We start from the raw sequence: 25,879 nt of genomic DNA on the forward strand, positions 1-25,879 counted from the left end.
AAGAAGCAGCTCCACGCCCGGTTTTTTTCATACTCATGAAGACGATTAATGATTTGTGTGCAATCAAGAAAGGTATTAAATATAGCTGACTTTATTCATGAAAAGGCCTGCTAGTAATAAAAGAGCACCTCCACTTGTTAGATACCGTCTAACAAGTGGGGTGCAGTTTTTGATATTACTTATCGTTAGAAAGAATTCTATCTTCCCTTTATATTGATAATCATTACACTGTCGTTGTTAATCTTCCGCATTCGCTTTCAATCGCTGCATCAAATAATCCTTGAATTCTCTTCGTTAAAACGCCAGGTACACCTTCACCTACTAGTTTTTCATTTATTTGAATAATAGGTGTAATTTCTGAAGTTGTGCTAGATAAAAATACTTCATCCGCTGTATTTAAATCATTTAACGAGAACGGCTCTTCCACTACCGGAATACCATCCTTTTCACAAACCTCAATCATTTTACGACGAGTGATGCCATTTAAAATCAGATTGGAAGCAGGATGTGTGTAAAGTGTTCCATCTTTAATAATAGAAATGTTAGATGAGCTACCTTCTGTTACAACTTCGCCACGATGTTGAATCGCTTCATAACATCCTTTTGACACAGCCTCTTGTTTAGCCATGACATTACCAAGTAAATTTAAGCTTTTAATATCGCAAAGTAACCAGCGAATATCTTCTTTTAATATGGCTTTGACACCATTTTCTAAATTCGCAAGCGGACGCGCTACTTCCTTCGTATAAGCCACAAATGAATGAGCTACATCAGAAGTAGGGTATGGATGATTACGTGGAGCTACTCCTCTTGAGAATTGTATATAAATCGTTCCATGCTCTAATGAATTTTTTGTTATTAATTGTGTTAACAGCTCTTTCATTTCATTAACAGTATAAGTTAACTCCATGCCAATTTTTTTTGCGCTTAAAATAATTCGCTCCAAATGTTCTGTCGCTGTAAACATTTTGCTATTATAGACGCGAATGACTTCATACACTCCGTCACCAAATTGGTAGCCACGGTCTTCAATATCAACATTTGCTTCCGATCTTTCAATGATATTGCCATTAAAAATGACATAATTCATGATAGAGCATCTCCTTCAACGATTTCATTTTTCCTTTAAAGTGCTAAACTTCAACGCTATCTTACCAAGGAAAACAGCATTTATCAATAGATTATTTTGTTAATTCGTATATTGCTTCTGCATAGATGGCCGTTGCTTTCAATAAATCTTCAATATACATATATTCATCTTTTTGATGGGCTACATCTTCTCTCCCAGGGAATAACGCACCAAAAGCTACTCCAGCTTTTAATGAACGCGCATAGGTTCCTCCACCTATCGAAAGTAATTCAGCTTCTTCCCCAGTCTGTTCTGTATACACTTTTTTTAATGTTTGAATGAGGAAAGAGTCACCATCTACGTGATGTGGTCTTGAATCATCTAGGTTTTCAAATAGCATCCCCAATGTTTGAGCTTTTTGTTCAATTTTCTTCAATGTAGATTCAATATCAGTAGTAACTGGATATCTCATATTTAAACCCAATCTACCTCCAGTTTGTTGCTTGTAATAGATTTTACCTACATTGATTGTCAAGTCTCCCGTGATATCGTCCGAGAAGGCAATACCTAACTGATTACCTCTAGAATCATTAGCAAAATGCTTCGCTATGAAACCGATAAATTGGTCTGCTTGTTGATCTAGCTTTAAACTTGAGAGAAAATCTGCTAATAATAGTCCGGCGTTTTCACCCAAATTCGGCTCCATCCCATGTGCAGATACACCTTCAAGCTCAAGAATAAGTTCACCATTGTCCATATAATATTTACCTTGAAGTTCTTTTTCCTTTAAAAAGTCAACATACATTTGTACAACTTCAGTTGGCTCATATTGAACCATAAGTGATGCTTTAGCAAAATCAGGAACCATATTGTATCTTTTACCTGACTGGAGTGAGAGCACTTTTACTTGTGAGGAAGCGACGCCACGAATAATTTCTTTTTGCACAAGGTCAAAGTCAGCAATGCCCTTTTCTGCATAAATAATAGGAAAATCTGCATCTGGGGCAAAACCTAAAGTTGGCATTTCTTCCACTTCAAAGTATCGGTCCACACAACGCCAATCACTCTCTTCATCCGTACCAATAATCATCCTTACACGTTTGTTCATATCCAGGCCTAACTCTTTGACAATTTTCATTGCGTAATACGCAGCCATTGTTGGTCCTTTATCATCAATCGCTCCACGAGCAAAGATTTTACCATCTCTTATTTCGGCAGCATAAGGATCACTGGACCAGCCATCTCCCTCAGGAACAACATCGACATGACAAAGTATGCCGAGTAACTCTTCACCTTGTCCAAACTCTAGGTGACCAGCAAGATTCTCAACATTTTTTGCTATAAATCCATCGGTTTCACCTAAGTTCAATAGATAGGTTAACGCTTCTTTTACCTCTTTACCGAGCGGCGCATCAGATGTGGCATTTTCCTCATCTAGCACACTTTTAATTTGCAATAACTTTTGTGTATCTTTAATTAAGTCGTCCTTCCTTTTCATAACTTCTTCTTGCCAATTAATATCACCCAATGTAAAAACCTCCTGCTATATGTAATCAACATCCTTCTCTTTTAAAAGGATTAATAAAGTAAGTGCTTTCATGGTTATTATAACACTACCCTTAAAAATATAACGATATGTACGGTATGTTTCTATTTCAAAGTCTACATCTTATATTCATTATTGATCATTTCTTTAATAAACGTTAAAAGTCCGAACAACACATCACATTGTTCGGACTTTCTTATCTTTCTTGTTCACTACTGGATAAGACCTTTCTCTTTTAAATATTCTTCTGCTACTTCTTTGGCACTTTTCCCATCAACATTCACTGCATAGTTCATTTTTCGCATCTCATCGTCTGTTATCTTCCCTGCCAACTGGTTGAGAGGATCAACAATTTCCGGATATTTCTCAATTGTTTCTTGTCTCAATAACGGTGCACCTTGATAAGGAGGAAATAGTGATTGATCATCTTCTAGAACAGTTAGTCCATACTCTTCTAACTCAGAATCAGTTGAGTAGGCATCAACAAGATTGATTTCACCATTTTCCAAAGCGGTATACCTTAATTTAGGCTCCATTGTCACCACTTCAGAAAAACTTAAGCCATACAACTCCTGAATACCGATGTAACCATCTTCACGATTAGAGAATTCGAGTGTAAATCCTGGTTTCATCATGCTTTCAATTGCTTTTAAGTCGGATATTGTTTGAAGTTCATGTTCTTCGGCAAATTCATTAAGCACAGCTAATGCATAGGTATTATTATATTCCATTGGTTCTAATAGAACTAAATCGAATTCCTCTTGAATTCCTTCTTTCGCTTGTTCATAGACGGCTGTTTGGTCTGTGCTTACTGCTTCTTCCTTTAAAAACTCAGCAATCACTGTACCAGTGAATTCAGGATAAATATCAATACTACCGGAAGTTAAAGCTTTAAATACAAAAGAAGTCTTACCCAGTCCTGGCTGGAGCTCAACCGTTAAGTCTGTTTCTTCTTCAATCAATAATTTATACATATTGATAAGAATCTCAGGTTCTGATCCAAGTTTTCCGGCAATCTTCAAGTCTTTCTCTTGTTGAAAGATATAAGGAGACACCGTTACAAACAAGGCAATTATAGCTCCAATACTGACACCTACCAGCGCTTTCTTAAATGATAATTTCTGGAACCTTCTTAAAATAAAATCAAATAAAATAGCTAAAAGGGCCGCTGGAATAGCGCCAATCACAATTAGTGTAGAATCATTGCGGTCAATCCCTAGTAAAATAATATCTCCTAGGCCTCCTGCACCTATAAGTGCTGCTAGAGTTGCCGTTCCTATAATTAGAACCATACCTGTACGGATTCCAGCCATAATGACAGGTAGCGCTAGAGGGAGTTCAACTTTCATCAACCGTTGTGCAGATTTCATTCCCATCGCACTGGCCGCCTCTTTTAAGGCTGGATCAACTTCTTTAATTCCTGTATATGTATTTCGTAAGATTGGTAAAAGAGCATAGGCAACTAAAGCAATAATAGCTGGGATTTTACCAATACCTAATAAGGGAATTAATAAGCCAAGTAAAGCTAATGAAGGGATTGTTTGAATAACTGCCGCAATGCCAAGAATGGGTTCTGCTACCTTTTCATTCCTCGTTAAGATAACCCCTAGTGGGATTGCAATAATCACGGCAAATAATAAACTAATAAATGAAATTTGCATATGCTCAATTAATGCATTGAGCAATTGGTCTTGTCTCTCTGATAAAACGTTAATAAGTTCATTCATACTCTCCACCCACATCTTTCGCTTGAGTGGCTAAAAACTGAATGACACTCTCCCTTGTAATCATCCCAACGATAACACCATCTTCTTCCACTGCTATTTTTTCATGTGTGACCAGTTGATCTAGCACTTGCTCTTTACTTATGTTTGTAGTTACTGTTTCAGTGATTGATACATCGCTCGTATCAAAAGGAATCATCACATGATTAATGGCAAATCGATCAACTGTTTGGTCAGTTGAAGTGATGAACTCTTCAACAAATTGACTTTCAGGTTGATACCTCAGCTCTTCGGGTGTACCAATTTGGACCATTTTTCCTTCATTCATAATAGCAATGCGATCACCTAGCTTTAGCGCTTCTTTCATATCATGTGTCACAAAGACAATTGTTTTATTTATATTTCTCTTCATTAACAATAAATCATCTTGTAGCTTCACTCTCGTAATCGGATCAAGCGCACTAAATGGTTCGTCCATTAATATCACTTCAGGATTGGCAGCTAAAGCACGGGCGACACCTACTCTTTGTTGCTGACCACCAGATAGCTCAGCTGGCTTTCGGTTACGATACGTACCTGCATCCAATCCCACTAAGTCTAATAATTCTGTCACACGTTGATGAATTTTACTTTTATTCCATTTTTTTAATTCTGGTACAATGGCTATATTCTCTTCTACTGTCATATGCGGAAAGAGAGCTATCTGTTGCAACACATAGCCGATGTCATAACGTAAATCATGAAGAGCATAATCACTAATATTCCTTTCATTTATTGTAATTGATCCACCACTCGTTTCTTCTAAGCGGTTAATCATCTTTAGTGTTGTTGTTTTACCACAGCCGCTTGGACCTATTAATACAAATAGTTCTCCTTTTTCTATGGAGAAATCCAAAGAAGTGACGACTTCTTTTTCTCCAAAAGCCTTAGACACACCAGCAAATGTAATCATGAGTTTCCTCCAACTAGATAATTTCAATCTATAATAACTTCCCTAACATTTCATTCTTTAAACCAATAAAAAAGTTTTTCTTTTATTTTTTTGAATATTTAGAACATAAAACAGGCTCCTTTAGCCATATATATGATGTTAAAAAGAATGGAGGATGCTTTTGTATATTTAGCAGGAAAAAGAGAAAAATAATGTAAAATCATGCAAGTGACTAGAAATTATCTGAAAATAGGTTTACAATATTAATAATTAGTATGACATCTTGATTATTTCTTCTGTTAAACCAAAAAAGGAGTTGTCTCGGGAAAAAGAAGACTACATATAACTGAAAGGACATGTTTCTTAACTGAAACTGTCGGTTGCAGGCACTTGCCATGGGTTTATAAATTGGATAGGGAGTGGTTTTTTGAAACCTTCGACTAACCGGATGTTAAACCGTATCAAATCCGTTTATATGTTTATTCGGAAAAACGGAACTGTAACAACTCAGGAGCTTGTAGAGGAATTCGGTATCACTCCTCGTACGATACAGCGAGATTTAAATGTTTTAGCTTATAATGACTTGGTGAAAAGTCCAAGCCGAGGAAAATGGACTATTACACAAAAGAAAGTGAAGATGTCATCATAAGAAAATGACAAGCGAAAAAAAGAAGCTCTTATTCAGGCTTCTTTTTTTGTTACAAAGTATATTTAGTACTTACATTTCATTACTTGGATCATAAGATAATAATTCTTCTAATTCTTCATCCGTTAATTCTCGATATTCTCCTAACGCAAGAGAATCATCAAGTTGAAGCGGACCCATTGTAAGCCTTTTTAAATAAATCACCTTTTTATTTACTGCCTCAAACATGCGTTTGACTTGATGAAATTTCCCTTCTGTAATCGTTAAATGAATTTCAGAGTTTGTCTCACTTTTTAATATTTCTAGTTTTGCTGGCTTCGTTTCATAACCATCATCAAGCTTCACACCTTTAGAAAAGGTATGAATATCTGCCTCTGTTACTCTATCATTAATAATGGCATAATATGTTTTTGGCACATGTTTTTTTGGTGACAATAACTGATGACTAAGCTTACCATCATTCGTTATTAGTAATAGTCCCTCTGTATCCTTATCCAGTCTACCTACAGGAAATGGAGAATAAACGATATCTTCCATCTCTAATAGATCAATGACTGTTTGATGCATCGTATCTTCTGTGGCAGAAATTACCCCGTTAGGCTTATTCATCATTAAATATATGTATTCTTTATACTCAATTATCTCCCCATGAATACCCACTTCGTCCTGTTTTGGATCAATATGTTGTTTAGCATCTTTAATCTGCGCCCCATTTACCTTTACTGCTCCTTGCTTTAATAATTGCTTTACTTCTTTTCTACTTCCATAACCTAAGTTTGCTAACATTTTATCTATTCTCATCTTACTTACTCCTTTTATATCATCGTTCCTACGCACATATTGCCTTTATCAACATAGACTAACATCATAGTTTATCGATAAAGGAGTGCAAGAAACATGTATTACTATCGTCAACAACCAACGTTTTTCCCTATTCCAGGCTTCCCGCCGAGCAATACCAACCGTAGAATAGAGCGTTTAGAAAATCAAGTACAACGCTTAGAGCAACAATTCGATCGTTTAGAAAGAAGATTAGAAAGAGTGGAACGGCGCATTGGTATTAGTAATCCGCCACCCTCTCCTCGCCCTTATTGAGGAAGGAGGAAAGATCAAGAGGAAGTTTTTCCTCTTTCTACATATCCTCTTTTTGTCAGTTACTCCTAGTTAACCCTAGTATATCATCTACCTAACATAATGTAACTTACACATACATCCTGATCATACACTCTTACTATTTGTGAGAGGACGTTTCTTTATTTCTTTGTTATCTCCATGCTTTTGTCTGTTTTCATTTAAATGACAAAGGGAACCTAATTTCTGTTGCCCATAGTGATGAGACGTGTGTTTTTTCCTGTTAACTAACATTTTCCTCACCTCTTCATTCAGTTTTATTAAATATTCTATGTAAGTCCTTTAATAAGTGATTAATACACAATAGAAACTGAAACAAGACTGCATGATTTCATCATGCAATCTTGTGCTTATTTTACTTCCTCCAAATAAATGATAATGTCTTCTATATCAACAGAAGGTGAATCCTTTAAGGTCTTAAAATCGATCGATCCATCCTTTTTACGAACACATAAAGGATAACCGCCCACTTGTGCTTCCTCTATTTTTTCATAATTGTCGTTTGCTTGTTTACTTTCTATCGAATAAGTTGTATTTATCTTCTTATTTAACTCTGTGAACACATGCTCTTCGTCAAAAAGCATATGAGCTTTCACAGTTGTGGGTAACCTTCCATCCTTTTCCTCATCCATCCGCTCAGTCGCAATGGTAAACGTTTTATTATAGCCAAACTCCGGAAGAAATGACTGTGTTACCAGTGCATTGTAATTAGGATCATCAGACATTACCAGGATGAATTCGTAAGGTGTTAAATCGATTTCGAATTGACTATGCTCATCTAGTATTTGTCCCGAGTAAGTTTCAATCCCCTTTTTTCGGATAAGCTTTAACTTGCCACTTGATGTGTCACTAATTAGTACAGGATTACCCAACTCTTTTAACTTGTATGCTAAAGCAATTGAAAAACTACTTGCTCCAACGATCAGTACACCTGGCTCTGATTCAGATGCTAATTTTAATTTCTTTGCCAGCGGTGCTAATGTAAAACCATGAGCACAAACCGTAATAAAAACGAGAGCAAAAGTTAATGTTGTAAGTAATCCCGCTTCTCGATAACCATCATCCATTAATGTCGTTGCGAAATAACCAGAAACCGTTAATGCCACGATTCCTCTTGGGGCAATCCATCCAATTAAAGTTTTCTCTCGATTGGTTAGCTCTGTCCCTATTGTTGATATCCAAATTGATAGTGGACGAACAACAAATAACATCACGATTACAAAGCCAATGATTTGGATACTAAACACTTCTGCAATTGTCTCTCTTGTTAAAGAAGCTGTTAATAGAATAAATATTGTAGATGTTAAGATTACAGAGACATTTTCAATGAAGTGACTAATATTCCCAAGGGCAGATACCCTTTTCTTCTCTCTAGCTAGCACGAGTCCCATCACTGTCACAGCAAGCATGCCTGTTTCATGCATAATCACTTCACTTATGCCAAAACAAATGAACACAAGTGATAAAGTAATAGGGGATTTCAAGTATTCTGGAAACAACCCTTTGTTAGCCATCCAGCTCAAAACCTTTGCAAATATGTAACCGATCACAATCGCTAATAATGAAGCTAACAAGAATTTTCCGAGCTCCATCATGCCTAACGTATCACTTACTAATACTTTAATAACCTCATAAGCAAATAAGGCTAGTAGTGGTCCTGCTGGGTCGACAATAATACCTTCCCATTTTAATAAAGCACCCACTCGTGGTTTAAGTTTGGACTGCCTTAATAAAGGGATTATAACAGTTGGCCCTGTAACGATAAATAATCCACCGATGATAAAAGCCACCTCTAAACTCAAGCCTGCGATATAGTGAGCTGCCAAAGATCCAAGTATCCAAGCAAGAAACGCCCCAACAGTAACTACCCGAAAAACAGATTTGGAAATACTACGAACTTCACGAATATCAAGTGTTGTACTACCTTCAAATAATATGACAGCTACAGCTAAAGAAATAACAGGGCTATAAAGACTTCCTAGATCTTGTTCTGGGTTCAATAGTCCGAATGCTGGACCGATTACTAATCCAGCAATCGACATAATCACAATGGAAGGCCATTGAATTTTCCATGATAACCACTGCGAAAAGACCCCTAAAGCAATAACGAGAATAATTCCTAATAATCCAAATGACTCCATTTTATTCACTTCTTTCAACGAAATACGCGAAGGATCCACTTCTCTCCCTTTTTAGTAATTACATTTCATTTTGTTTTTCATTCACATTATCAATAAAAAGTAGGAAGAATGCTTTAGTTAGAAAATATTAAATATACTGAAAATTTACTGTTGACAGTATACATTTATATTCTTATGATAATTACATATTGAATGCGCTTACATTTTTTGTTGAAAGGATTGGTTTGCTTGATTTCCATTATGAGAGAAACATTAACAGTACAAGTGTATCAGCATTTAAAAAAGAGATTATTAGACGGATATTATCCTGGAGGAGAAAGATTAATAGAAGTAAAAATCGCTGAAGAATTTAACGTTAGCCGAGGGCCAGTACGTGAAGCATTAAAAATGCTCATCCAAGAAGAATTAGTTGTACAAAACGGAAACACCCTTAAAGTATTTAGTCCTTCCCTAACAGATATGATACAAATTTATCAAATTAGACAGCAATTGGAGTCGTTCGCAGCAAAGTTGTCCGCTAAAAACATCGAAAATTCTGACTTAGAACTTTTAGAAAGTATTATTGATCAAACGAAACAAGCATGGTTATCGCAGGCGAAAGAGGATGTCGTAAGACTTAGTATACAGTTTCATGAAATCATCTTAAGCTCATCTGGAAATGATCATTTAGTTTCATTAACTAATACCATTCGTGATAAAGTAACCTATTTCAGAAATAGTGGGATTAAAATCGGCATACGAGACGAGAGTTGTATCGAGGAACACGCTCAAATTCTAGCCGCACTTAAAGAACGAGATAGCTTAAAAGCAGCCAATGAAATGTACAATCATATTGAACAAGATTTACTCTCTTTACAAGCAATCTATAAGTAAATTTATTTATTAATCATTCATTGAGGTGAAAAAAATGTCCAATAAAGCGTTATCTGGTTTAAAGGTTCTTGAACTGGGACAGCTAATCGCTGGACCCTTCGCATCGAAATTATTAGCTGAATTCGGTGCAGATGTCATTAAAATTGAACCTCCTACAAAAGGAGACCCTCTTAGAACTTGGAGAGTAATAGAAGATGAGACTAGCCTTTGGTGGTATGTGCAATCTAGGAATAAGAAATCAATTACACTGGATTTAAAAAAAGAAGAAGGTCAAAAAGTTCTCCGCGCATTAGTGAAGGAAATTGATATTTTAATTGAGAACTTTCGTCCAGGTACCCTTGAGAAATGGGGTATTGGATATGAGGAATTAAAAAAAATTAATCCACGATTGGTTATGGTACGAGTGTCTGGTTACGGACAAGATGGACCATACAAAGATAAACCTGGGTTTGGATCAATTGGAGAAGCAATGGGTGGACTTCGCTTTATAACGGGCTATCCCGACCTCCCCCCAGTGAGGGTAGGCATAAGTATAGGTGATTCCCTATCTGCTCTATATGCAGTAATTGGTGCACTAATAGCGGTTTATCACCGTGACGTAAATCATTCAGAAGAAGGACAAGTCATTGATGTCGCCCTTTATGAATCGGTGTTTAGTTTAATGGAAAGCATCCTACCTGAATACGGAAGAAATGGGGTAATCAGAGAGCGTACGGGTAGCACACTACCAGGTATCACTCCTTCCAATACATACCTTTGTTCGGATGGCAAATATATCGTCATTGGTGCGAATGGAGATACGATTTTCAAAAGGTTAATGAAAACCATTGGCAGAGAAGAGCTTTCAAGAGATTCTCGCTTTGAAAATAATATCGGTCGCTCTAAACATGCAAAGTATTTAGATCAGCTGATTGAAGCTTGGACGAGTCAGCACCCACTACTTGTAGTCAAAGAGCTCTTAGATGAGGCTGGTGTACCAGCTGGGTCGATTTATTCAATCGAAGATATTGTAAATGATCCACATTATCAAAACAGAAATATGATACAAGAAGTACCTATTGATGGAATCGGAACTTTGAAAATGCCAGGAATCGTACCGAAATTGAGTAAAACACCTGGTGAGATAAAGTGGGCCGGTCCAAACTTAGGGTCGCATACAGAAGATGTTTTAATGTCAGAATTATCACTCACAAAAGAGCAAATCGCAAAATTAAGAGAAAAAGGGATTATATAGAAGAAAAAAACACATCTATTTATATATTAAAAGGAGTGAATGTAAACTTGCTATCTCTATTAGGCTTCTGCATGATGATATCTTTTCTTCTTTTAGTTCTGACTAAAAAACTTTCACCTGTTGTTGCTTTTGTCTTTGTTGCAGTTGCTTTTGCCATTATCGGAGGATTCAGCAACGAAATGGGCCAACTGATGATGGATGGGATTATCCAAGTAACCCCTACAGCGATAATGATTGTTTTTGCGATCCTATATTTTGGATTAATGATTGATGTAGGGCTATTTGACCCAATGATTTCACGTATTTTAAAGTATGTCAAAGGGGATCCATTAAAAATAGTGATAGCTACAGCTCTTATTACAATGATTGTTGGTTTAGACGGGGACGGCTCATCCACTTTCATGATTACCATATCAGCGATGCTACCTCTTTATAAGAAGTTAGGCATGAACCGCCTTATTTTATCATGTGTTGTTGCCTTAGCTGCAGGGGTAATGAATATGATACCTTGGGGAGGTCCTTTAGTTAGAGCCGCTGCTAGTTTAAATGTGGAAATGAGTGATTTATTTATCCCTCTCATCCCAGCGATGATCGGCGGACTAGTCTGGACATTTTTCTCTGCTTATATTCTAGGTAAGAAGGAAAGAGAAAGAATCGGTGTCATTCAAATATACACTGAGAGTTTCACAGAACAATCGAGTACAATCGAACAGAAAAAAACGTCCCCCACATTATTCTGGTTTAATTTACTTTTGACAATCGCATTAATGATCATGCTTATTATGGACGTATTGCCATTACAAATTTTATTTGCCATTGCTTTTTCTATCGCACTTTTTGTCAACTTCCGGGATCCAAAAGCGCAACAAGAACAAATTTTAAGTCATGCAAATAACTTTGTATTAATCAGTACATTAATCTTTGCTGCAGGGATATTCTTAGGTGTCCTAAATGGAACGCAAATGATGGACGCGATGGCAGTTTCCATTGTTTCTATCATACCTGAAGGCCTTGGTCCTTACCTTCCTGTCCTTGTTGCGATAACCAGTTTACCGTTAGTGTTTGTTTTCCCACCTGATGCTTATTACTTTGGCATTTTACCAATTATAAGTGAAACAGCAGCCAACTTTGGCATCGACCCAGTGGAAATAGGTAGAGCAGCATTACTCGGTCATTCAACAACAGGCTTCCCTCTGTCTCCTTTAGTTCCTGCGACCTTTATTCTCATCGGGCTATCTGGTGTAGACTTTGGGGAGCATCAGAAGTTCCTATTTAAGTGGGCGTTTGGGACCACGATTGTGATGACGATTATTGCCGTACTTACGGGTGCCATTTCCTTTTAGTGAAAATTTTCAGTATTTCCCAACTCCTATGAAACTTCCACCCCATCATTCCGTCTACTCATAAAAAGGGGAATGAACTTGATGAAAAAAACGTCTCGTCTACTGCTATTTCTATTACTACTTTTCTTAAGTAGCTGTTCGACAGCACCAGAACCTAAAATTTCCGAACAACAAGCCAAGTCCATCGTTATTGAAAAGAACACAAGAACAATTGGGAATGTAACTATCGTTTCAATTGAACAGAAAGGAAATAAATATATAATCAAATGGGAGAATCCAGAGAATTGTGAAAGCGGGGTTGAACATATGAACCACCAAAGCGGTAAAATCATTACAAGTGAAGTAACCATCTGTTAACGGAAACGATTAAAGAAAATGGCCAAGGTAATATTTATGAACTGTCCTTTTAGGACTGCAACAAATATTTCCCAATTGGGCATTAACATTTATCTGGAGGAAAACATTGCATAAGAGGAAGCAGTAAAAACTTAATGGCACCCAGTATAGATGGCTGGGTGCCTAAAAGATAGATACTATTTCTTCAGCTTCAGTTTAATTAATATCCGATCGATTCTATCTCCGAACAATAGTGGTAATAGTCGAACCTTATTTGCAAGATAGAAGTACACACTTGCACCTACTCCTCCACAAACAAACACAATGATAATTGCATGCCATCCAGAAGCTGGATTTAAGAAAATCATCAATATTTGATAAAGGACCCACGTAATGACAGTCATAACCAATGTAAGGATAATAATCAATAAACTGCGCCTGAATACAAATCTAAATTGGTAGCCTGAGAATATTTTAATGACAATCAAGTTGATTAAAATTGCCACAGCATAACCAAGTGCTGTTGCTAGAACTGCTCCCTCTGTTTCTAACCACTTAATTAGGGGTATATTTAATGCAAGCTTTACTAAAATTCCTACTAATAAACTAAGAATGGTAAAGCGCTGCTCATTGATCCCTTGGAGAATCGCAGCTGTAACTGCATAAAGGGCAAATAACATTGCTACTGGGGCATAGGCCCGAAGTACAGCAGTGCCTAACTCACTATGCTCATAGAACAATGTGTATACTGGTTCGGCTAATAATGCAAGGCCAACAACCGCCGGTAATATTAAAAACAAGATCACTTGAAACGTTTGATTCAATTGACGATTCATCGTCAAACGATCATTTTTCATAAAGGAATTCGTAATGGTTGGTACCAGTGTTAATGAAAACGCCGTTGCTAAAGTGACAGGAATCATCACTAATTTATGCGTTTGATAGTTCAATACGGAAAGGGCTTCTCCTGCTTCTTTACCAGAATATCCTATCGATTGCATCGCTTTATTAAACGTTGATAAATCAATCATTTGGAATAACGGATTAACCAATGCGACAAGGACAAACGGAATCGAATAAAGAATGATTTCCTTATACATATCTGTAAGAGAGATATCCATTGTACCTTTATCTTTAGCCAATAGTTGATCTAAATAAGGCTTTCTTTTGTACCAATAAATAAACAAAACAGCTAAACTACCGATACCACCTATGAAGGCTGCAAAAGTAGCTACACTGACTGCTGTAACTAAATCGCCATCCATTACATAAAGGACGACAAATGCCCCAGCAAGTAGAAAGGCAATTCGTACAATTTGTTCAACGACCTGAGATACGGCTGAAGGTCCCATGGATTGATGACCTTGGAAGAATCCGCGAATTAAGCTCATAAACGGGATAATGATTAAGGCAAAGCTGACCGCTCGAATAACGGAGACAATATCTTGTAGCATTGCTACATCTTCTGGGTCCACAAAAATCTTTGCTAGAGTAGGCGCTCCCATATACATGATTAAGAAACAGACAATTCCGCTACAAAGCATAATAATTAAACCGGATTTGAATAGCTTCCTACCTACAGCATACTCCTCTAATGCGTTATACTTTGAAATAAACTTTGAGACGGCAAGCGGTACACCCGCAGTCGCCACACTAATAAAGATTGTGTACGGTACATAAGAATAGTTATAAAGGATTGTTCCTTCGTTTCCAACGATTTGATAAAATGGAATCACATAAAATAATCCAAGAAACTTAGATATGAATGTACCAAGAGTTAAAATAAATGTTCCTCGTAAAAGCTTAGACGACATATAATCCCTTCCTCTATTGTCCAAGCGCTACCAAAAGCGTGGTGTTTTCTATCATTCGCAAAATTAAACTATACAACTTCTCATTCTACCATATGTTACGACAATAATAGACATATTTTTATCTCAGAAGACCCTTTTCATTCTTGATGATTTTTTAAGAAGATGTTTAGATGTTTTATCTTTTGCTTTATAATAGCAAAGGTATGCTATTTTCAATGAAAGAGAAAAAGTTGGTGAAGAAAATGAAACAAACACAATATGATGTCATTGTCATTGGCGGTGGACCGTCTGGACTAATGGCTGCCATTGGTGCTGCAGAGAATAAAGCAAAAGTTTTACTTATTGATAAAGGAAATAAATTAGGTAGAAAACTGGCGATTTCAGGTGGTGGTCGTTGTAACGTGACTAATCGGCTCCCAATCGATGAAATCATTAAACATATTCCTGGTAACGGTCGCTTTCTTCATAGCGCCTTCTCCATTTTTAGTAATGAAGATATTATCCTTTTTTTTGAGAAGCTTGGTATCGCCTTAAAAGAGGAAGACCACGGTAGAATGTTCCCAGTAAGTAATAAAGCACAATCCGTTGTCGATGCACTACTTATACGACTAGACGAATTGAAAGTAACGATAAAAACAAATAGCCCTGTTGCTGATATTCAATTCCAACCGGAGAAAAGCCATACAGTCAAATTACATTCCGGTGAACAGTTTCATGCAAAAGCAGTTGTGCTAGCAGTGGGAGGCAAATCTGTTCCTCATACAGGATCTACAGGAGATGGCTACGGTTGGGCAGAGAAAGCTGGACATACGATTACAGACTTATTCCCGACAGAAGTCCCCTTAACGTCAAGTGAATTATTTATTAAGAACAAAGCGTTACAAGGACTCTCTTTACGCGATGTAGAAGTAAGTGTATTGAACCCTAAAGACAAGCCGTTGATTACACATCAAATGGATATGATATTCACCCATTTCGGGCTGAGTGGTCCTGCGATTTTAAGATGTAGTCAATTCGTTGTCAAAGCCATGAAAAAATGGAAGCTAAAAAAGGTAAGCGTACGCATCAATGCCTTACCTGGGCAAAATGGCGAGAAAACCTTCCAAGAGATCATATCACTAAAAAAATCAGAGCCAAAAAAGAGTATCAAAAACTTGCTAAAAGGGATCGTTCCTGAGAGATATCTTCTCTTTCATTTAGAAGAAGTAGGTATTGATCCAACGGCACAAGCAGTGAGTATCACGAATGAACTGCTCCGTTTATTCGTTAGCCGTCTACATGATTTCCGTGTTGAAATCGATGGGACATTACCATTAGAAAAGGCCTTTGTAACTGGTGGCGGCGTTTCTGTTAAAGAAATTGAACCACAAACAATGGCGTCAAAAAAAATGACTGGTTTATATTTCTGCGGAGAAATTCTTGATATTCATGGCTATACCGGTGGCTACAATATTACCTCAGCCCTTGTAACTGGACGTTTAGCTGGCAGTAATGCGGCTATATGTAAAAGCGTAACTACTTGATAAGTAAAAGTAGTTACGCTCTATAAATGACCATCGCCGAAAAACAATAAATTTGCTCCTCATCTTCTTCTTGCATTGCAGCAATATTATACTTAATATCAACAAGCTTTTGTTCTTCCACCTTTTCTAAAAAACGGTTCATCGCAACCTCTAAATCTTTTTCATGCTCTTGGTCGAATAACTTCACCTTGATCATTTGATGAAAACTCCCTTCATGGGAATGAGTATTTTCATTTATTATTAACAGAAAATTCATAATATATACATAGGTAGGTGGTGATGAAATGAGCGCCGTTAAACGAATACTTTTAACTACCATTTGTCTTTATGGCTTGTGGGTAATTGGAGGTATCAGTAATTCAATTACTAAATACAATGGTGCTGGTTTTATCGACGCCATTTTGATAAAAGAAAAAGGCATGATTTACTTTATCGACGAAGAAAAACGGCCCACTGTCCAGATAAATGAAGAGGCAGCATCTAACACGACCTATCAACCTGACTATATACCGAACGGACCGACATTTTTGCTTGATTACCATTCATTCGATTCAGGCGATCAAGTTCGCATTTGGTATACAAGCATTTTAGAGTCTTATCCTGGAAGAATAAATATCGTAGACGTAGAAAAGATTGATTAATCTCCGTCATTTTTTTCTCTTAACATGGTAAGGATGGTTTTTGTATCTGCGATTGCTTCTTTTAAAGACATTAATAAGCGATCCGTAACATATACAATATCCTCCTGATTTTCTGGTAGGTTCAATACCTCTTTGATATGAATTGGATGAGCCATTTTTGCTTGTTGGACTAGGCGTAAAATAGATGCATAAGAATAATGAGCCATCCTTAATACTCGAATCACCTTTAACATATTTATTTCCTTTTCTGTAAAAACACGATACCCCTTTTCATTACGAGGAATAGTAATTAATCCGTTTCTTTCCCAATTTCTTATTAGCTCTGGATGAAGTTGAATTTTTTCAGCTACTTGTTGTCTTGACAATCCTTCACTTTGAATTTCCTTAGTTGAATATAACCAACTCTCTGCAATATCAGCTGCTTCAACCGCTCTTTCATATTCCTTGTTTAAATGCAGTAAATGTTCTTCAGCCTGCTCGTAAGCTTTGAGAAATTGCTTCTGACCGCTAAGGAGCACAATCTCTCTTGCACTTTTACGAATACTGCCTTGAATGATTTCACAACGAAAAGCGAACCTCGCTATTTTCAATTGAAAAAGATGTATGTCATCATATTGTCTGTATCCATTATCAGCACGAGGAGCAGGGGAAAGATATCCCCATTCCTCGTAAACTCTCACCGTATTAGGATGAACGCCCATACTATCAGCGATTTCTTTAGTTGAATAAACCAAGATATCTCACTACTTCCATCTAAAATATTTAATCGAAAGGAATCCACTAATGAATACACAAGCCATCATTGTGACTATGGGAAAAATCATGTCGCTTAGAACTCCGCCTAAACTTACTTCCTTAAGCAACTGAATACCTTGTGATAAAGGAAGGAATGCAAAGACATTCTGTAAAATTTGCGGGAAAATCTCAAAAGGTATAGTAGCACCTGAAAAAAGAAGCATGCCGAAATAGGCTAACGACCCCCATAGATTCGCTGCTTTTTGATCTGGAACAATACTCCCAATGAGTATACCAATGCTATACATAGCCATTAAAACAAATAAATAACTACAAAGAAACAAACCAAAGGAACCAGTCATTTCATAATTGAAAACAAAAAGATATACCGCAGTCACCCCTAGGAAAGACAACATAGAGGCAATAAATTGAACCAATGCCTGCGCACAAAGCAAAGTTAAAGGCGAAGCTGGGGTCACCTGAAACCTTTTTAAAATATGGCGATGACGGTAATCAGCAATGGTAAGGGGCAGTCCCATTACACCTGTAGCTAATATACTAATAGTTACAACCGCTGGATAAGAATGGAGGAACATTGTATTTCCTTGGGTAAACAGTTCATTATTCATAATATAACCAAATAATAAGGCAACAATGATTGGAAAAATGATACCGAAGATCAGTATATCTAAACCTCTCCAAACGAGTTTCGCTTCTATTTTTGTTAAAGTATAGAATGTCATCATCCTTCCCCCTCTTCATCTGTTAAAGTTAAATAGGCAGCTTCCAACGAAGCTTGTCCTGAATAATTGATCACTTCTGCTATCGTTCCTTCGCATATGATATGTCCGCCCTTTAAAATCATAACGCGGTCGCAGAGTGCTTCTACTTCATCCATATAGTGAGAGGTAAGGACAATAGATAATCCCTCACGCTTATAATTTCTTAGCGTTTGCCACAATTTTTTTCTTGCTTTCGTATCTAAACCCGTAGTCAATTCGTCTAGAAAGACTAATTCTGGGTTGGGTAACAATGCTAATAACACCGCTAATCTTTGCTTTTCACCGCCTGACAATGATTTAACTAATGATTTCTCCTTATCTTGTAGGCCAAATTTGGTCAATAAAAATTGATATGGCGCGGTTGCCTTGTATAACACACTCCATTGCTGACATGCTTCAGAAACGGTCATTTTATCTGGAAAATGCGATTCCTGAAATTGCACACCCACTTTCTCAAATACTTGCTTTCTATTATGAATTGGAGATTGTCCTAATATAGCGACTTCCTTATAAACAGCAGGCCTAATTCCTAGCACAGCTTCTACCAACGATGTCTTTCCTGCGCCATTTTCTCCTAGTATTCCCAGTACCTCCCCTTTTTGAAGGGAGAAACTAATCTTATCAACTACCGTTTTCTCTCCATAACTAACGGACAATTCTTTTACCTTCAGAACCATCAACTCACACCCTTTTCTAAGAATAGATTCACATCATAGCAAAAGAAATGAAGGGTGGTGGTATATTGGAGGGTTTATAAAACTCTTTTATTTATTTTCTGATAATAGGATATCGATGATTTGTGTGAGTGGTTCTTTATTTAGAACTCTATAAAAAGTAGGTTTTTTGTTTTTGTAGTGAATGGCGATTACTTCATCATATACGCTAACACTTTTTCCAGCTGTTTTCGTTACAAAACCAATTCTATACAGTTCTTTAGATGCTGTGCGATGATACCTTTTTAATTCAATATCTGCCAAAAGTGAGCGAATTTCTTTTAGTTGCTTATCATGATCGTCCTTATTTAAAGATACAGTTTCTGTTGTTTCACTAGTAGCTATAATGATGGAATGTAGGTTTTCCTCCGATACCAGTACGACCTCATTAAAACCCAGCTTTTCTTGAGAAAGATAAAATTGATATACACCCATGGACAAAAATAATAGGACAATTACCGATAAAAAAGGGATGATTTTTTTACTCATTCTTTCTCCTTTCGCATCTATTTGAACAATCGTCTGAAGTAAATAAATTGAATTTTTATAATATTATACCTATAATAGAGTAAATTGTTAACAGGTGGTGTAAATATGCAATATGCAATTTATGGTGGCGCAAGCGTAAGCAAGGAAGCGATAATCGCTCTTCCACCTCTTGGTGAAAGAAAGGAAATTTTCTCCTCTCTTGGCAGTGTGTTAAGTGGCCATCGTATCATTTCATTTGATTTGCCTGGACACAACGGTGAAGTTGATATGTCTCTTACTAATTATCTAAAAGGCATTCATCATGTATTAAATCAACTGGAAATAAGTGAAGCCCATTTTATCGGGAACTCTATTGGTGCATGGATTATTCAAAAATATTACGGTACATATCCAAAGGAAGTATTAAGTCTTACCTTATTAGATGGTGGTTACTATCCAATAAATGAAAGGCCCAGCGAATACATTCAGCTTCCCATCATCCATAAGAATGATTTTATCCCTGCGATAAAAGAACATTGCCAACAAATGAGCAAGTTAACGAACGAAACAAGTGAAGTGCTATTTTCTTATTTGAAAAACAATTTTATCCTAACAGGAGAGGAGTATAAGCATCATAGTGATGAAAAGGCCGTAAATCGTCTCATACAACAAATTCATACGGATTCATCCTATTATTTAAGGAAATGTGATATACCCTTGCAATTATTAATAGCTGATTTAAACCTCGATGAAATTAGTAAGACCAAACTGACAGCCTTTACAAAAGAGCACCCTAACACAGACGTCTACCACATTAATAATGGCTATCATTTCTTACCAATCACAAATACAAAAGAAGTTGCTGAGAAAATCAATCAACTAATGATTGTCGCTAACGCCTGAAAACAAACTCAGCTCAAAAAATTGATGAGAGCTAAATAAAAATGCCTCACAACTCTGAGAAATCCAGCGTGTTGGATAGTATTCAATTGATGAACACATTTCATGACAAGCTTGGCATATTGTAAAAGCAAACGGAAAGTTATGTACACACCTCGTAATTCTTACATACTTCATGAATCAAAACCTTAGCATAGTACTTACGTCCATCTCTTATATAGTTAAACGATAACGAAAAAAAGAAGACCTCCTAAAAAGAGGCCTTCTTCAAAAGTAACAATTATTTTGTTTCGCCTTCCCACTCAAGCATACCCCCGACCATATTGGTCACTTGATAGCCTTGTTCTTGCATAAAACGACAAACTTGTCCACTACGATTCCCTGAACGGCAAATCATAATATACTCTTTGTCTTTATCAAACTTATCTAGGTTTTCAGGAATTGTGCCCATTCTAATATGTTTCGCACCAGGAATGATTCCTTGAGCTACTTCGTCATCTTCCCTTACATCTACAAGTTCAAGTTGTTCTCCTGCTTCTAACTTTTTCTGCAATGCTTCTGTTGTGATTTCTTTCATTTCAGTCATCATCAACCACCCTTTCCATTATCGTTATCTTTATTCTAAAGAAGTGTTGATCGAAATGCGAATATTACAGTCTCATAGGGAAAGGGGTAGCTCTTTTTCATTAAGCTACCTCCTTTCCTAAATAATCTTAATTAGCGACAATATTCACTAGCTTCCCAGGAACAGCAATGACTTTTCTTACTGTTTTGCCATCAATTTGTTCTTTGATTTTATCATCATCCATGGCAATTTGTTCTAGCACATCCTTTTGTGCATCAACGGGTACCATTAATTTAGCCTTCACTTTACCATTGATTTGGATAACGATCTCCACTTCATCATCTGTCATTTTCGCTTCGTCATATGCTGGCCAAGCTTCATAAGAAATGGTTCCTGTGTGACCAAGTATCTCCCATAGTTCTTCAGCAATATGTGGAGCAATTGGAGCCAACATTTTTACGAACCCTTCTGCATAAGCCTTTGGAAGAATATCAGCTTTGTAGGCTTCATTGACGAAAACCATCATTTGTGAAATAGCTGTATTGAAGCGCAAACCTTCAAAGTCCTCTGTTACTTTCTTGACTGTCTGATGATACACTTTTTCTAGTTGAGATACTTCTACATCCTGCACTTTGCTACTTAAGCTATGATCTTCTTCAGCAATCAAACGCCAAATTCGGTCCAAAAAGCGTCTAGAACCATCTAATCCATTTGTAGACCAAGCAATGGAAGCATCTAGTGGTCCCATAAACATTTCATATAAACGAAGCGTATCCGCTCCATGGCTTTCTACAACGGCATCAGGGTTAACAACATTCCCTTTTGACTTACTCATTTTTTCATTATTTTCCCCAAGAATCATGCCTTGGTTAAATAATTTTTGGAATGGTTCTTTCGTATCCACTACACCGATATCGTATAATACTTTATGCCAGAAACGAGCATATAATAAGTGAAGAACCGCATGTTCAGCGCCACCAATATAAATATCAACCGGTAACCACTCTTTTAATTTTTCCGCATCAGCTAATGCCTCACTGTTTTTCGGATCAATATAACGTAAATAGTACCAGCAGCTACCTGCCCATTGTGGCATCGTGTTGGTTTCACGGCGACCTTTTTTACCTGTTTCAGGGTCAATAACATTAACCCACTCTTCAATATTAGCTAACGGTGATTCACCTGTACCAGATGGCTTAATCTCCGTTGTTGTTGGTAAAATTAACGGTAACTCTTCGTAAGGAACTCCCGTCATTGTACCATCTTCCCAATGAATAACAGGAATCGGTTCACCCCAATATCTTTGACGACTAAATAACCAATCACGTAAGCGATATGTCACTTTTTTCGTCCCAATCTCTTTCTCTTCTAGCCAAGCGATCATTTTTGTAATTGCTTCTTCTTTACCTAAGCCATTTAAGAAATCAGAATTAATATGTTCTCCTTCACCGGCATAAGCTTCTTTAGAAATATCTCCACCAGCTACGACTTCTTTAATAGGCAAGTTAAATTCTTTCGCGAAATCATAATCACGCTCGTCATGAGCTGGAACAGCCATAATGGCACCTGTACCATACGAAGCAAGCACATAATCAGCAATCCAGATTGGCATTTTTTCACCGTTAGCAGGGTTAATTGCATAAGCACCTGTGAATACACCTGTTTTTTCTTTAGCTAAATCTGTTCTTTCTAAATCACTCTTTGTTTTAACTTTTTCAATATAAGTCTCAACTGCATTACTTTGCTCTTCTGTTGTAATTACATCAACTAGTTTATGCTCTGGTGCAAGGACAGCATATGTCGCACCAAATAATGTGTCTGGTCGTGTCGTAAACACTTCAAACGTACCTTTGTCACCTTCGATATGGAAAGTCACTTCAGCACCTTCAGAACGGCCAATCCAGTTACGCTGCATATCCTTCAAGCTTTCTGGCCAATCAAGTAAATCAAGATCTTCTAGTAAACGGTCAGCATAAGCTGTTATTTTTAACATCCATTGGCGCATCGGTCTTCTTTCAACAGGATGGCCTCCACGTTCACTTTTCCCATCAATTACCTCTTCATTAGCAAGCACAGTTCCAAGTGCAGGACACCAGTTCACTGCTACTTCATCGATATAAGCAAGACCTTTTTCATAAAGCTTTAAGAAAATCCATTGCGTCCATTTATAATATTCCGGATCTGTTGTGTTAATTTCACGATCCCAGTCATAAGAAAATCCTAATGATTTAATTTGACGGCGGAATGTATTAATGTTTTTCTCGGTAAATTCAGCTGGGTCATTCCCTGTATCAAGGGCATATTGTTCAGCAGGTAAACCAAATGCATCCCATCCCATTGGGTGAAGAACATTATACCCTTGCATTCTTTTCATACGGGCAAGAATATCTGTTGCTGTATATCCTTCAGGGTGTCCTACGTGTAAACCTACACCAGACGGATAAGGAAACATATCTAACGCATAGAACTTTCTCTTCCCTTTTTCTTCACCCGTTTTAAATGTTTTTTGTTCTTCCCAATAGTGTTGCCACTTACCTTCAATTTGCTGATGATTAAAGCTCATCTTCTTTCCTCCTAAAAATGCTACGTTTTTAAGTATAAAAAAACCCCTCATCCCTCAAAAAGGGACGAGAGGATTATGTATATCTCCCGCGGTACCACCCACATTAACAGTTTACAGTTAACTGTTCACTTCATTCATCCTTAACGCGGAGTACGACAAGCATTACTGTCATTTTCACACTTGCTGCTCAGTAGGTGAGTTCATGCAAGGAGCTGACTAGCTTACACCAACCGCTAGCTCTCTAATATCAGGCTTCCTAGCATTACTATTCCTCATCATTGCAGTTATAAAATATTCATATTGACATTGTAATCAATTTCAATGGTTGATGCAAGTAGGCTTTCACAAGTTACTATAGATAAGTATAAGCTATTCAAGAAAATCGAAAACGTGTCAATTTTTTAATCCATGTATTACTCTTCCTTATTTTGCCCATAACTATAGTAAAAAATAAGGAAAGGTGATTTCATATTATGAAAGGTATCGCTTTTATTAATGAAAAGTGGATTATGAATGATTTTAAAACGCTAGATGAAAGCCTTGAAGTTCAGAAGCAATCCATCCAGACGTTCATTGAAAATAACCAAATGAAAACCATTAAATTGAATCCTTATCAATTACATGATTACTACACCATTCCACATGCCTTATATTATGATTTAAAACAAACCAAACCAAAGTTAGATTGTCTGATACTCTACTCCGAAAAAGTCATTGAAAGTTTTATCGAGGCCTATCCCGCTCGTTGGTTGATCTTGAAAAGTTTCTTTCATAAAGTCATTTTTCTAGATGAAGTTCAATCACATCATTACCAGGATATTATCTGAATGGTTAAGTAAAGAGCCCCTAGAGTTTTTATCTACGGGGCTCGCTTTTTATGAAGGTATAGCTGGCACAACTTTTTTCTTTTTAAGCTTCTTATCATAAACAACAGTTGTATATACGGAAATGAGCAGTAATGCCATTAATATACCAAAAAGCATCTTCACACCGTATACATCCACGAGTACGCCACCAAGTAATGGCCCAATCATTCTTCCTCCTGTAGAGACACTGTTAACAATTCCTTGATAGAACCCTTCTTTACCTTTAGGTGCTAAGTCATTAGCAATTGTAGGTACCGCTGGCCATACGAGCATTTCCCCAATGGTTAAAATAATCATTGCTGTGACAAAGCCGGAAAAGGCAACTGCATTTCCTACAACAGCAAAAGAGATAGCAAAAATAAAAATACCAATAATAATTTGTACTTTTAATGATTTTATCCTTTTAACTAGAAGACTAATTAATGGTTGCGCAAGTACAATCATGGCGCCATTTATTGTCCAAAGCATACTGTATTGTTTTAATGAAATCCCAATTTGTTGAGTATATGCTGAGATAGTCGATTGCCATTGCACATAGCCAATACAACATAATAGATAACCGATTAACAAAACGAATAAAGCGTTTAATTTAGGATTACCGCGAAATTTTTGTGCTGTTTTTATTTCATTTGGTTGACTAACCGACTTTACTTCCATTTTTCGATAGCTAGTGATTGCTATCAAGAAAAACAAGATATACATTAGACAATTAGCGATAAAGATATAATTGAAAGAAAATGAAGCTATATACCCCGCCATTGCTGCACCTAATGCTACTCCTAGATTTGTCGCTACATACATCGCATTAAACGCTTTTCTGCCGCCCTCTTTCCATACACTTCCTGCCAATGCATACATAGAAGGAAACACGATCCCTGAGCCAAAACCTAATATCGTCAATAATACAATGTATTCCGGCCATCCATGTTTAAAGACCATAATAATGAGTGAAGATAACGAAATGACTATGCCTAATAAAATCGAACGATAGCCACCTAATTTATCAAACAGCACACCACCAACTAGATTGCCTATGACTGTTGCTGCTGAATTGATCATTAAAACAATGCCGGCAATCGATAAAGACTTTCCTAATTCTTCATGCATATAAATGGTGTTTAAAGGCCATAAAAAAGAGGAACCTGTTACATTAACAGCCATCCCAATTACTAATAACCACAAAGCTCGAGGCATCATCCATACCCCTTTCACATTCTAATTCAATTCATTCCATTTCGAATTCCAAAATAAATTCTATTCGTTTTTTATGATCGATTCAATACTAATTTTGTGACAGATTTAGACATCTTTCTTATCTATACATAAAAATGAATA

The 25,879-nt window shown here is 36.8% G+C and carries 25 protein-coding genes and 1 other annotated feature; of the genes, 10 read left to right on the forward strand and 15 right to left on the reverse strand.

The features are described from left to right. Positions 1 to 223: 223 nt before the first annotated feature. From dat to LCM23_RS22000, 4 genes are all read right to left on the reverse strand, one after another. Positions 224 to 1,090: a D-amino-acid transaminase gene (dat, locus tag LCM23_RS21985; RefSeq protein ID WP_224938805.1), complete on the reverse strand. Its 867-nt coding sequence runs from the start codon at positions 1,088 to 1,090 to the stop codon at positions 224 to 226. 91 nt (positions 1,091 to 1,181) lie between these two features. Continuing rightward, the gene (gene pepV, locus LCM23_RS21990; protein WP_224938806.1) at positions 1,182 to 2,597 is read right to left on the reverse strand and encodes a dipeptidase PepV; all 1,416 of its coding nucleotides are present in this window, start codon (positions 2,595 to 2,597) and stop codon (positions 1,182 to 1,184) included. Positions 2,598 to 2,827: 230 nt separating this feature from the next. Further along, positions 2,828 to 4,342, reverse strand: coding sequence for an osmoprotectant update ABC transporter permease/substrate-binding subunit OpuFB (gene opuFB, locus LCM23_RS21995; RefSeq protein ID WP_224938807.1), 1,515 nt, complete (start codon positions 4,340 to 4,342; stop codon positions 2,828 to 2,830). Continuing rightward, on the reverse strand, positions 4,335 to 5,291 hold the full coding sequence (locus tag LCM23_RS22000) for an ABC transporter ATP-binding protein (RefSeq protein WP_224938808.1): 957 nt from the start codon (positions 5,289 to 5,291) through the stop codon (positions 4,335 to 4,337). Before LCM23_RS22000 ends, opuFB begins: the two co-directional genes overlap by 8 nt. Positions 5,292 to 5,697: 406 nt before the next feature. Here LCM23_RS22000 and LCM23_RS22005 point away from each other — a divergent pair, with 406 nt between their 5' ends. Continuing rightward, a complete protein-coding gene (locus tag LCM23_RS22005) occupies positions 5,698 to 5,919 on the forward strand; it encodes a DeoR family transcriptional regulator (protein ID WP_095372193.1) in 222 nt (73 codons plus the stop codon). A 69-nt stretch (positions 5,920 to 5,988) separates the two neighbouring features. Here the strand turns inward: LCM23_RS22005 and LCM23_RS22010 are convergent, their stop codons facing one another. Beyond that, complete coding sequence (locus LCM23_RS22010) at positions 5,989 to 6,717, reverse strand: pseudouridine synthase (protein ID WP_224938809.1); 729 nt, start codon at positions 6,715 to 6,717, stop codon at positions 5,989 to 5,991. A 96-nt stretch (positions 6,718 to 6,813) separates the two neighbouring features. Here LCM23_RS22010 and LCM23_RS22015 point away from each other — a divergent pair, with 96 nt between their 5' ends. Next, positions 6,814 to 7,011, forward strand: coding sequence for a hypothetical protein (locus tag LCM23_RS22015; protein WP_224938810.1), 198 nt, complete (start codon positions 6,814 to 6,816; stop codon positions 7,009 to 7,011). Between the two features lie 386 nt (positions 7,012 to 7,397). Here LCM23_RS22015 and LCM23_RS22020 read toward each other — a convergent pair whose 3' ends face one another. Beyond that, entirely contained in the window at positions 7,398 to 9,188 is a 1,791-nt protein-coding gene (locus LCM23_RS22020) for a cation:proton antiporter (protein ID WP_224938860.1), read from the reverse strand. A 228-nt stretch (positions 9,189 to 9,416) separates the two neighbouring features. Here LCM23_RS22020 and LCM23_RS22025 point away from each other — a divergent pair, with 228 nt between their 5' ends. From LCM23_RS22025 to LCM23_RS22040, 4 genes are all read left to right on the forward strand, one after another. Then, entirely contained in the window at positions 9,417 to 10,061 is a 645-nt protein-coding gene (locus LCM23_RS22025) for a GntR family transcriptional regulator (protein ID WP_095372189.1), read from the forward strand. A 34-nt stretch (positions 10,062 to 10,095) separates the two neighbouring features. After that, entirely contained in the window at positions 10,096 to 11,295 is a 1,200-nt protein-coding gene (locus tag LCM23_RS22030) for a CaiB/BaiF CoA transferase family protein (RefSeq protein WP_224938811.1), read from the forward strand. Between the two features lie 47 nt (positions 11,296 to 11,342). Then, a complete protein-coding gene (locus LCM23_RS22035; protein ID WP_404826631.1) occupies positions 11,343 to 12,638 on the forward strand; it encodes a CitMHS family transporter in 1,296 nt (431 codons plus the stop codon). Between the two features lie 81 nt (positions 12,639 to 12,719). After that, on the forward strand, positions 12,720 to 12,995 hold the full coding sequence (locus LCM23_RS22040; protein WP_224938812.1) for a hypothetical protein: 276 nt from the start codon (positions 12,720 to 12,722) through the stop codon (positions 12,993 to 12,995). A gap of 176 nt (positions 12,996 to 13,171) precedes the next feature. On the opposite strand, the gene LCM23_RS22045 is transcribed toward LCM23_RS22040, so the two are convergent. Next, entirely contained in the window at positions 13,172 to 14,788 is a 1,617-nt protein-coding gene (locus LCM23_RS22045) for a putative polysaccharide biosynthesis protein (protein ID WP_224938813.1), read from the reverse strand. Between the two features lie 242 nt (positions 14,789 to 15,030). Between LCM23_RS22045 and LCM23_RS22050 the strand changes: the two genes are divergently transcribed. Next, on the forward strand, positions 15,031 to 16,311 hold the full coding sequence (locus LCM23_RS22050) for a BaiN/RdsA family NAD(P)/FAD-dependent oxidoreductase (RefSeq protein ID WP_224938862.1): 1,281 nt from the start codon (positions 15,031 to 15,033) through the stop codon (positions 16,309 to 16,311). 13 nt (positions 16,312 to 16,324) lie between these two features. On the opposite strand, the gene LCM23_RS22055 is transcribed toward LCM23_RS22050, so the two are convergent. Then, a complete protein-coding gene (locus LCM23_RS22055; protein WP_095372184.1) occupies positions 16,325 to 16,507 on the reverse strand; it encodes a sporulation protein Cse60 in 183 nt (60 codons plus the stop codon). 88 nt (positions 16,508 to 16,595) lie between these two features. Between LCM23_RS22055 and LCM23_RS22060 the strand changes: the two genes are divergently transcribed. Further along, positions 16,596 to 16,952: a YobA family protein gene (locus tag LCM23_RS22060; protein ID WP_224938814.1), complete on the forward strand. Its 357-nt coding sequence runs from the start codon at positions 16,596 to 16,598 to the stop codon at positions 16,950 to 16,952. On the opposite strand, the gene LCM23_RS22065 is transcribed toward LCM23_RS22060, so the two are convergent. The 4 genes from LCM23_RS22065 to LCM23_RS22080 all read right to left on the reverse strand — a co-directional run bounded on the left by LCM23_RS22065 (position 16,949) and on the right by LCM23_RS22080 (position 19,671). Beyond that, on the reverse strand, positions 16,949 to 17,686 hold the full coding sequence (locus LCM23_RS22065; protein WP_224938815.1) for a MerR family transcriptional regulator: 738 nt from the start codon (positions 17,684 to 17,686) through the stop codon (positions 16,949 to 16,951). The two genes, LCM23_RS22060 and LCM23_RS22065, sit on opposite strands and share 4 nt — an antisense overlap. A 9-nt stretch (positions 17,687 to 17,695) precedes the next feature. After that, on the reverse strand, positions 17,696 to 18,430 hold the full coding sequence (locus LCM23_RS22070; protein ID WP_224938816.1) for an ABC transporter permease: 735 nt from the start codon (positions 18,428 to 18,430) through the stop codon (positions 17,696 to 17,698). Further along, entirely contained in the window at positions 18,430 to 19,146 is a 717-nt protein-coding gene (locus LCM23_RS22075; RefSeq protein WP_224938817.1) for an ABC transporter ATP-binding protein, read from the reverse strand. Before LCM23_RS22075 ends, LCM23_RS22070 begins: the two co-directional genes overlap by 1 nt. An 87-nt stretch (positions 19,147 to 19,233) precedes the next feature. Continuing rightward, positions 19,234 to 19,671, reverse strand: coding sequence for a hypothetical protein (locus LCM23_RS22080; protein ID WP_224938818.1), 438 nt, complete (start codon positions 19,669 to 19,671; stop codon positions 19,234 to 19,236). Positions 19,672 to 19,776: 105 nt separating this feature from the next. Between LCM23_RS22080 and LCM23_RS22085 the strand changes: the two genes are divergently transcribed. Continuing rightward, positions 19,777 to 20,553, forward strand: a complete 777-nt coding sequence (locus LCM23_RS22085) for an alpha/beta hydrolase (protein ID WP_224938819.1) — start codon at positions 19,777 to 19,779, stop codon at positions 20,551 to 20,553. Positions 20,554 to 20,830: 277 nt separating this feature from the next. Here the strand turns inward: LCM23_RS22085 and LCM23_RS22090 are convergent, their stop codons facing one another. Continuing rightward, positions 20,831 to 21,136: a rhodanese-like domain-containing protein gene (locus LCM23_RS22090; protein ID WP_224938820.1), complete on the reverse strand. Its 306-nt coding sequence runs from the start codon at positions 21,134 to 21,136 to the stop codon at positions 20,831 to 20,833. A 127-nt stretch (positions 21,137 to 21,263) separates the two neighbouring features. Continuing rightward, positions 21,264 to 23,678: a leucine--tRNA ligase gene (leuS, locus tag LCM23_RS22095; RefSeq protein ID WP_224938821.1), complete on the reverse strand. Its 2,415-nt coding sequence runs from the start codon at positions 23,676 to 23,678 to the stop codon at positions 21,264 to 21,266. Between the two features lie 57 nt (positions 23,679 to 23,735). Beyond that, positions 23,736 to 23,966, reverse strand: a binding site (T-box leader). Between the two features lie 185 nt (positions 23,967 to 24,151). Between leuS and LCM23_RS22100 the strand changes: the two genes are divergently transcribed. Then, positions 24,152 to 24,505: a hypothetical protein gene (locus LCM23_RS22100; RefSeq protein ID WP_224938822.1), complete on the forward strand. Its 354-nt coding sequence runs from the start codon at positions 24,152 to 24,154 to the stop codon at positions 24,503 to 24,505. A 48-nt stretch (positions 24,506 to 24,553) separates the two neighbouring features. Here the strand turns inward: LCM23_RS22100 and LCM23_RS22105 are convergent, their stop codons facing one another. Further along, the gene (locus tag LCM23_RS22105) at positions 24,554 to 25,738 is read right to left on the reverse strand and encodes an MDR family MFS transporter (protein WP_224938823.1); all 1,185 of its coding nucleotides are present in this window, start codon (positions 25,736 to 25,738) and stop codon (positions 24,554 to 24,556) included. Positions 25,739 to 25,879 lie beyond the last annotated feature (141 nt).

It is taken from the genome of Cytobacillus kochii, from assembly GCF_020171845.1.
GTDB classification, from domain to species: domain Bacteria; phylum Bacillota; class Bacilli; order Bacillales; family Cytobacillaceae; genus Cytobacillus; species Cytobacillus kochii.

Coding starts and splice junctions, on each gene's coding strand:
- LCM23_RS22055 (WP_095372184.1), bottom strand. CDS start 16,507: ATGATCAAGGTGAAGTTATTCGACCAAGAGCATGAAAAAGATTTAGAG.
- leuS (WP_224938821.1), bottom strand. CDS start 23,678: ATGAGCTTTAATCATCAGCAAATTGAAGGTAAGTGGCAACACTATTGG.
- LCM23_RS22040 (WP_224938812.1), top strand. CDS start 12,720: ATGAAAAAAACGTCTCGTCTACTGCTATTTCTATTACTACTTTTCTTA.
- LCM23_RS22090 (WP_224938820.1), bottom strand. CDS start 21,136: ATGACTGAAATGAAAGAAATCACAACAGAAGCATTGCAGAAAAAGTTA.
- LCM23_RS22075 (WP_224938817.1), bottom strand. CDS start 19,146: ATGGTTCTGAAGGTAAAAGAATTGTCCGTTAGTTATGGAGAGAAAACG.
- LCM23_RS22085 (WP_224938819.1), top strand. CDS start 19,777: ATGCAATATGCAATTTATGGTGGCGCAAGCGTAAGCAAGGAAGCGATA.
- LCM23_RS22020 (WP_224938860.1), bottom strand. CDS start 9,188: ATGGAGTCATTTGGATTATTAGGAATTATTCTCGTTATTGCTTTAGGG.
- LCM23_RS22030 (WP_224938811.1), top strand. CDS start 10,096: ATGTCCAATAAAGCGTTATCTGGTTTAAAGGTTCTTGAACTGGGACAG.
- LCM23_RS22060 (WP_224938814.1), top strand. CDS start 16,596: ATGAGCGCCGTTAAACGAATACTTTTAACTACCATTTGTCTTTATGGC.
- LCM23_RS22070 (WP_224938816.1), bottom strand. CDS start 18,430: ATGACATTCTATACTTTAACAAAAATAGAAGCGAAACTCGTTTGGAGA.
- LCM23_RS22050 (WP_224938862.1), top strand. CDS start 15,031: ATGAAACAAACACAATATGATGTCATTGTCATTGGCGGTGGACCGTCT.
- LCM23_RS22010 (WP_224938809.1), bottom strand. CDS start 6,717: ATGAGAATAGATAAAATGTTAGCAAACTTAGGTTATGGAAGTAGAAAA.
- LCM23_RS22105 (WP_224938823.1), bottom strand. CDS start 25,738: ATGCCTCGAGCTTTGTGGTTATTAGTAATTGGGATGGCTGTTAATGTA.
- LCM23_RS22045 (WP_224938813.1), bottom strand. CDS start 14,788: ATGTCGTCTAAGCTTTTACGAGGAACATTTATTTTAACTCTTGGTACA.
- LCM23_RS22015 (WP_224938810.1), top strand. CDS start 6,814: ATGTATTACTATCGTCAACAACCAACGTTTTTCCCTATTCCAGGCTTC.
- LCM23_RS22080 (WP_224938818.1), bottom strand. CDS start 19,671: ATGAGTAAAAAAATCATCCCTTTTTTATCGGTAATTGTCCTATTATTT.
- dat (WP_224938805.1), bottom strand. CDS start 1,090: ATGAATTATGTCATTTTTAATGGCAATATCATTGAAAGATCGGAAGCA.
- opuFB (WP_224938807.1), bottom strand. CDS start 4,342: ATGAATGAACTTATTAACGTTTTATCAGAGAGACAAGACCAATTGCTC.
- LCM23_RS22000 (WP_224938808.1), bottom strand. CDS start 5,291: ATGATTACATTTGCTGGTGTGTCTAAGGCTTTTGGAGAAAAAGAAGTC.
- LCM23_RS22100 (WP_224938822.1), top strand. CDS start 24,152: ATGAAAGGTATCGCTTTTATTAATGAAAAGTGGATTATGAATGATTTT.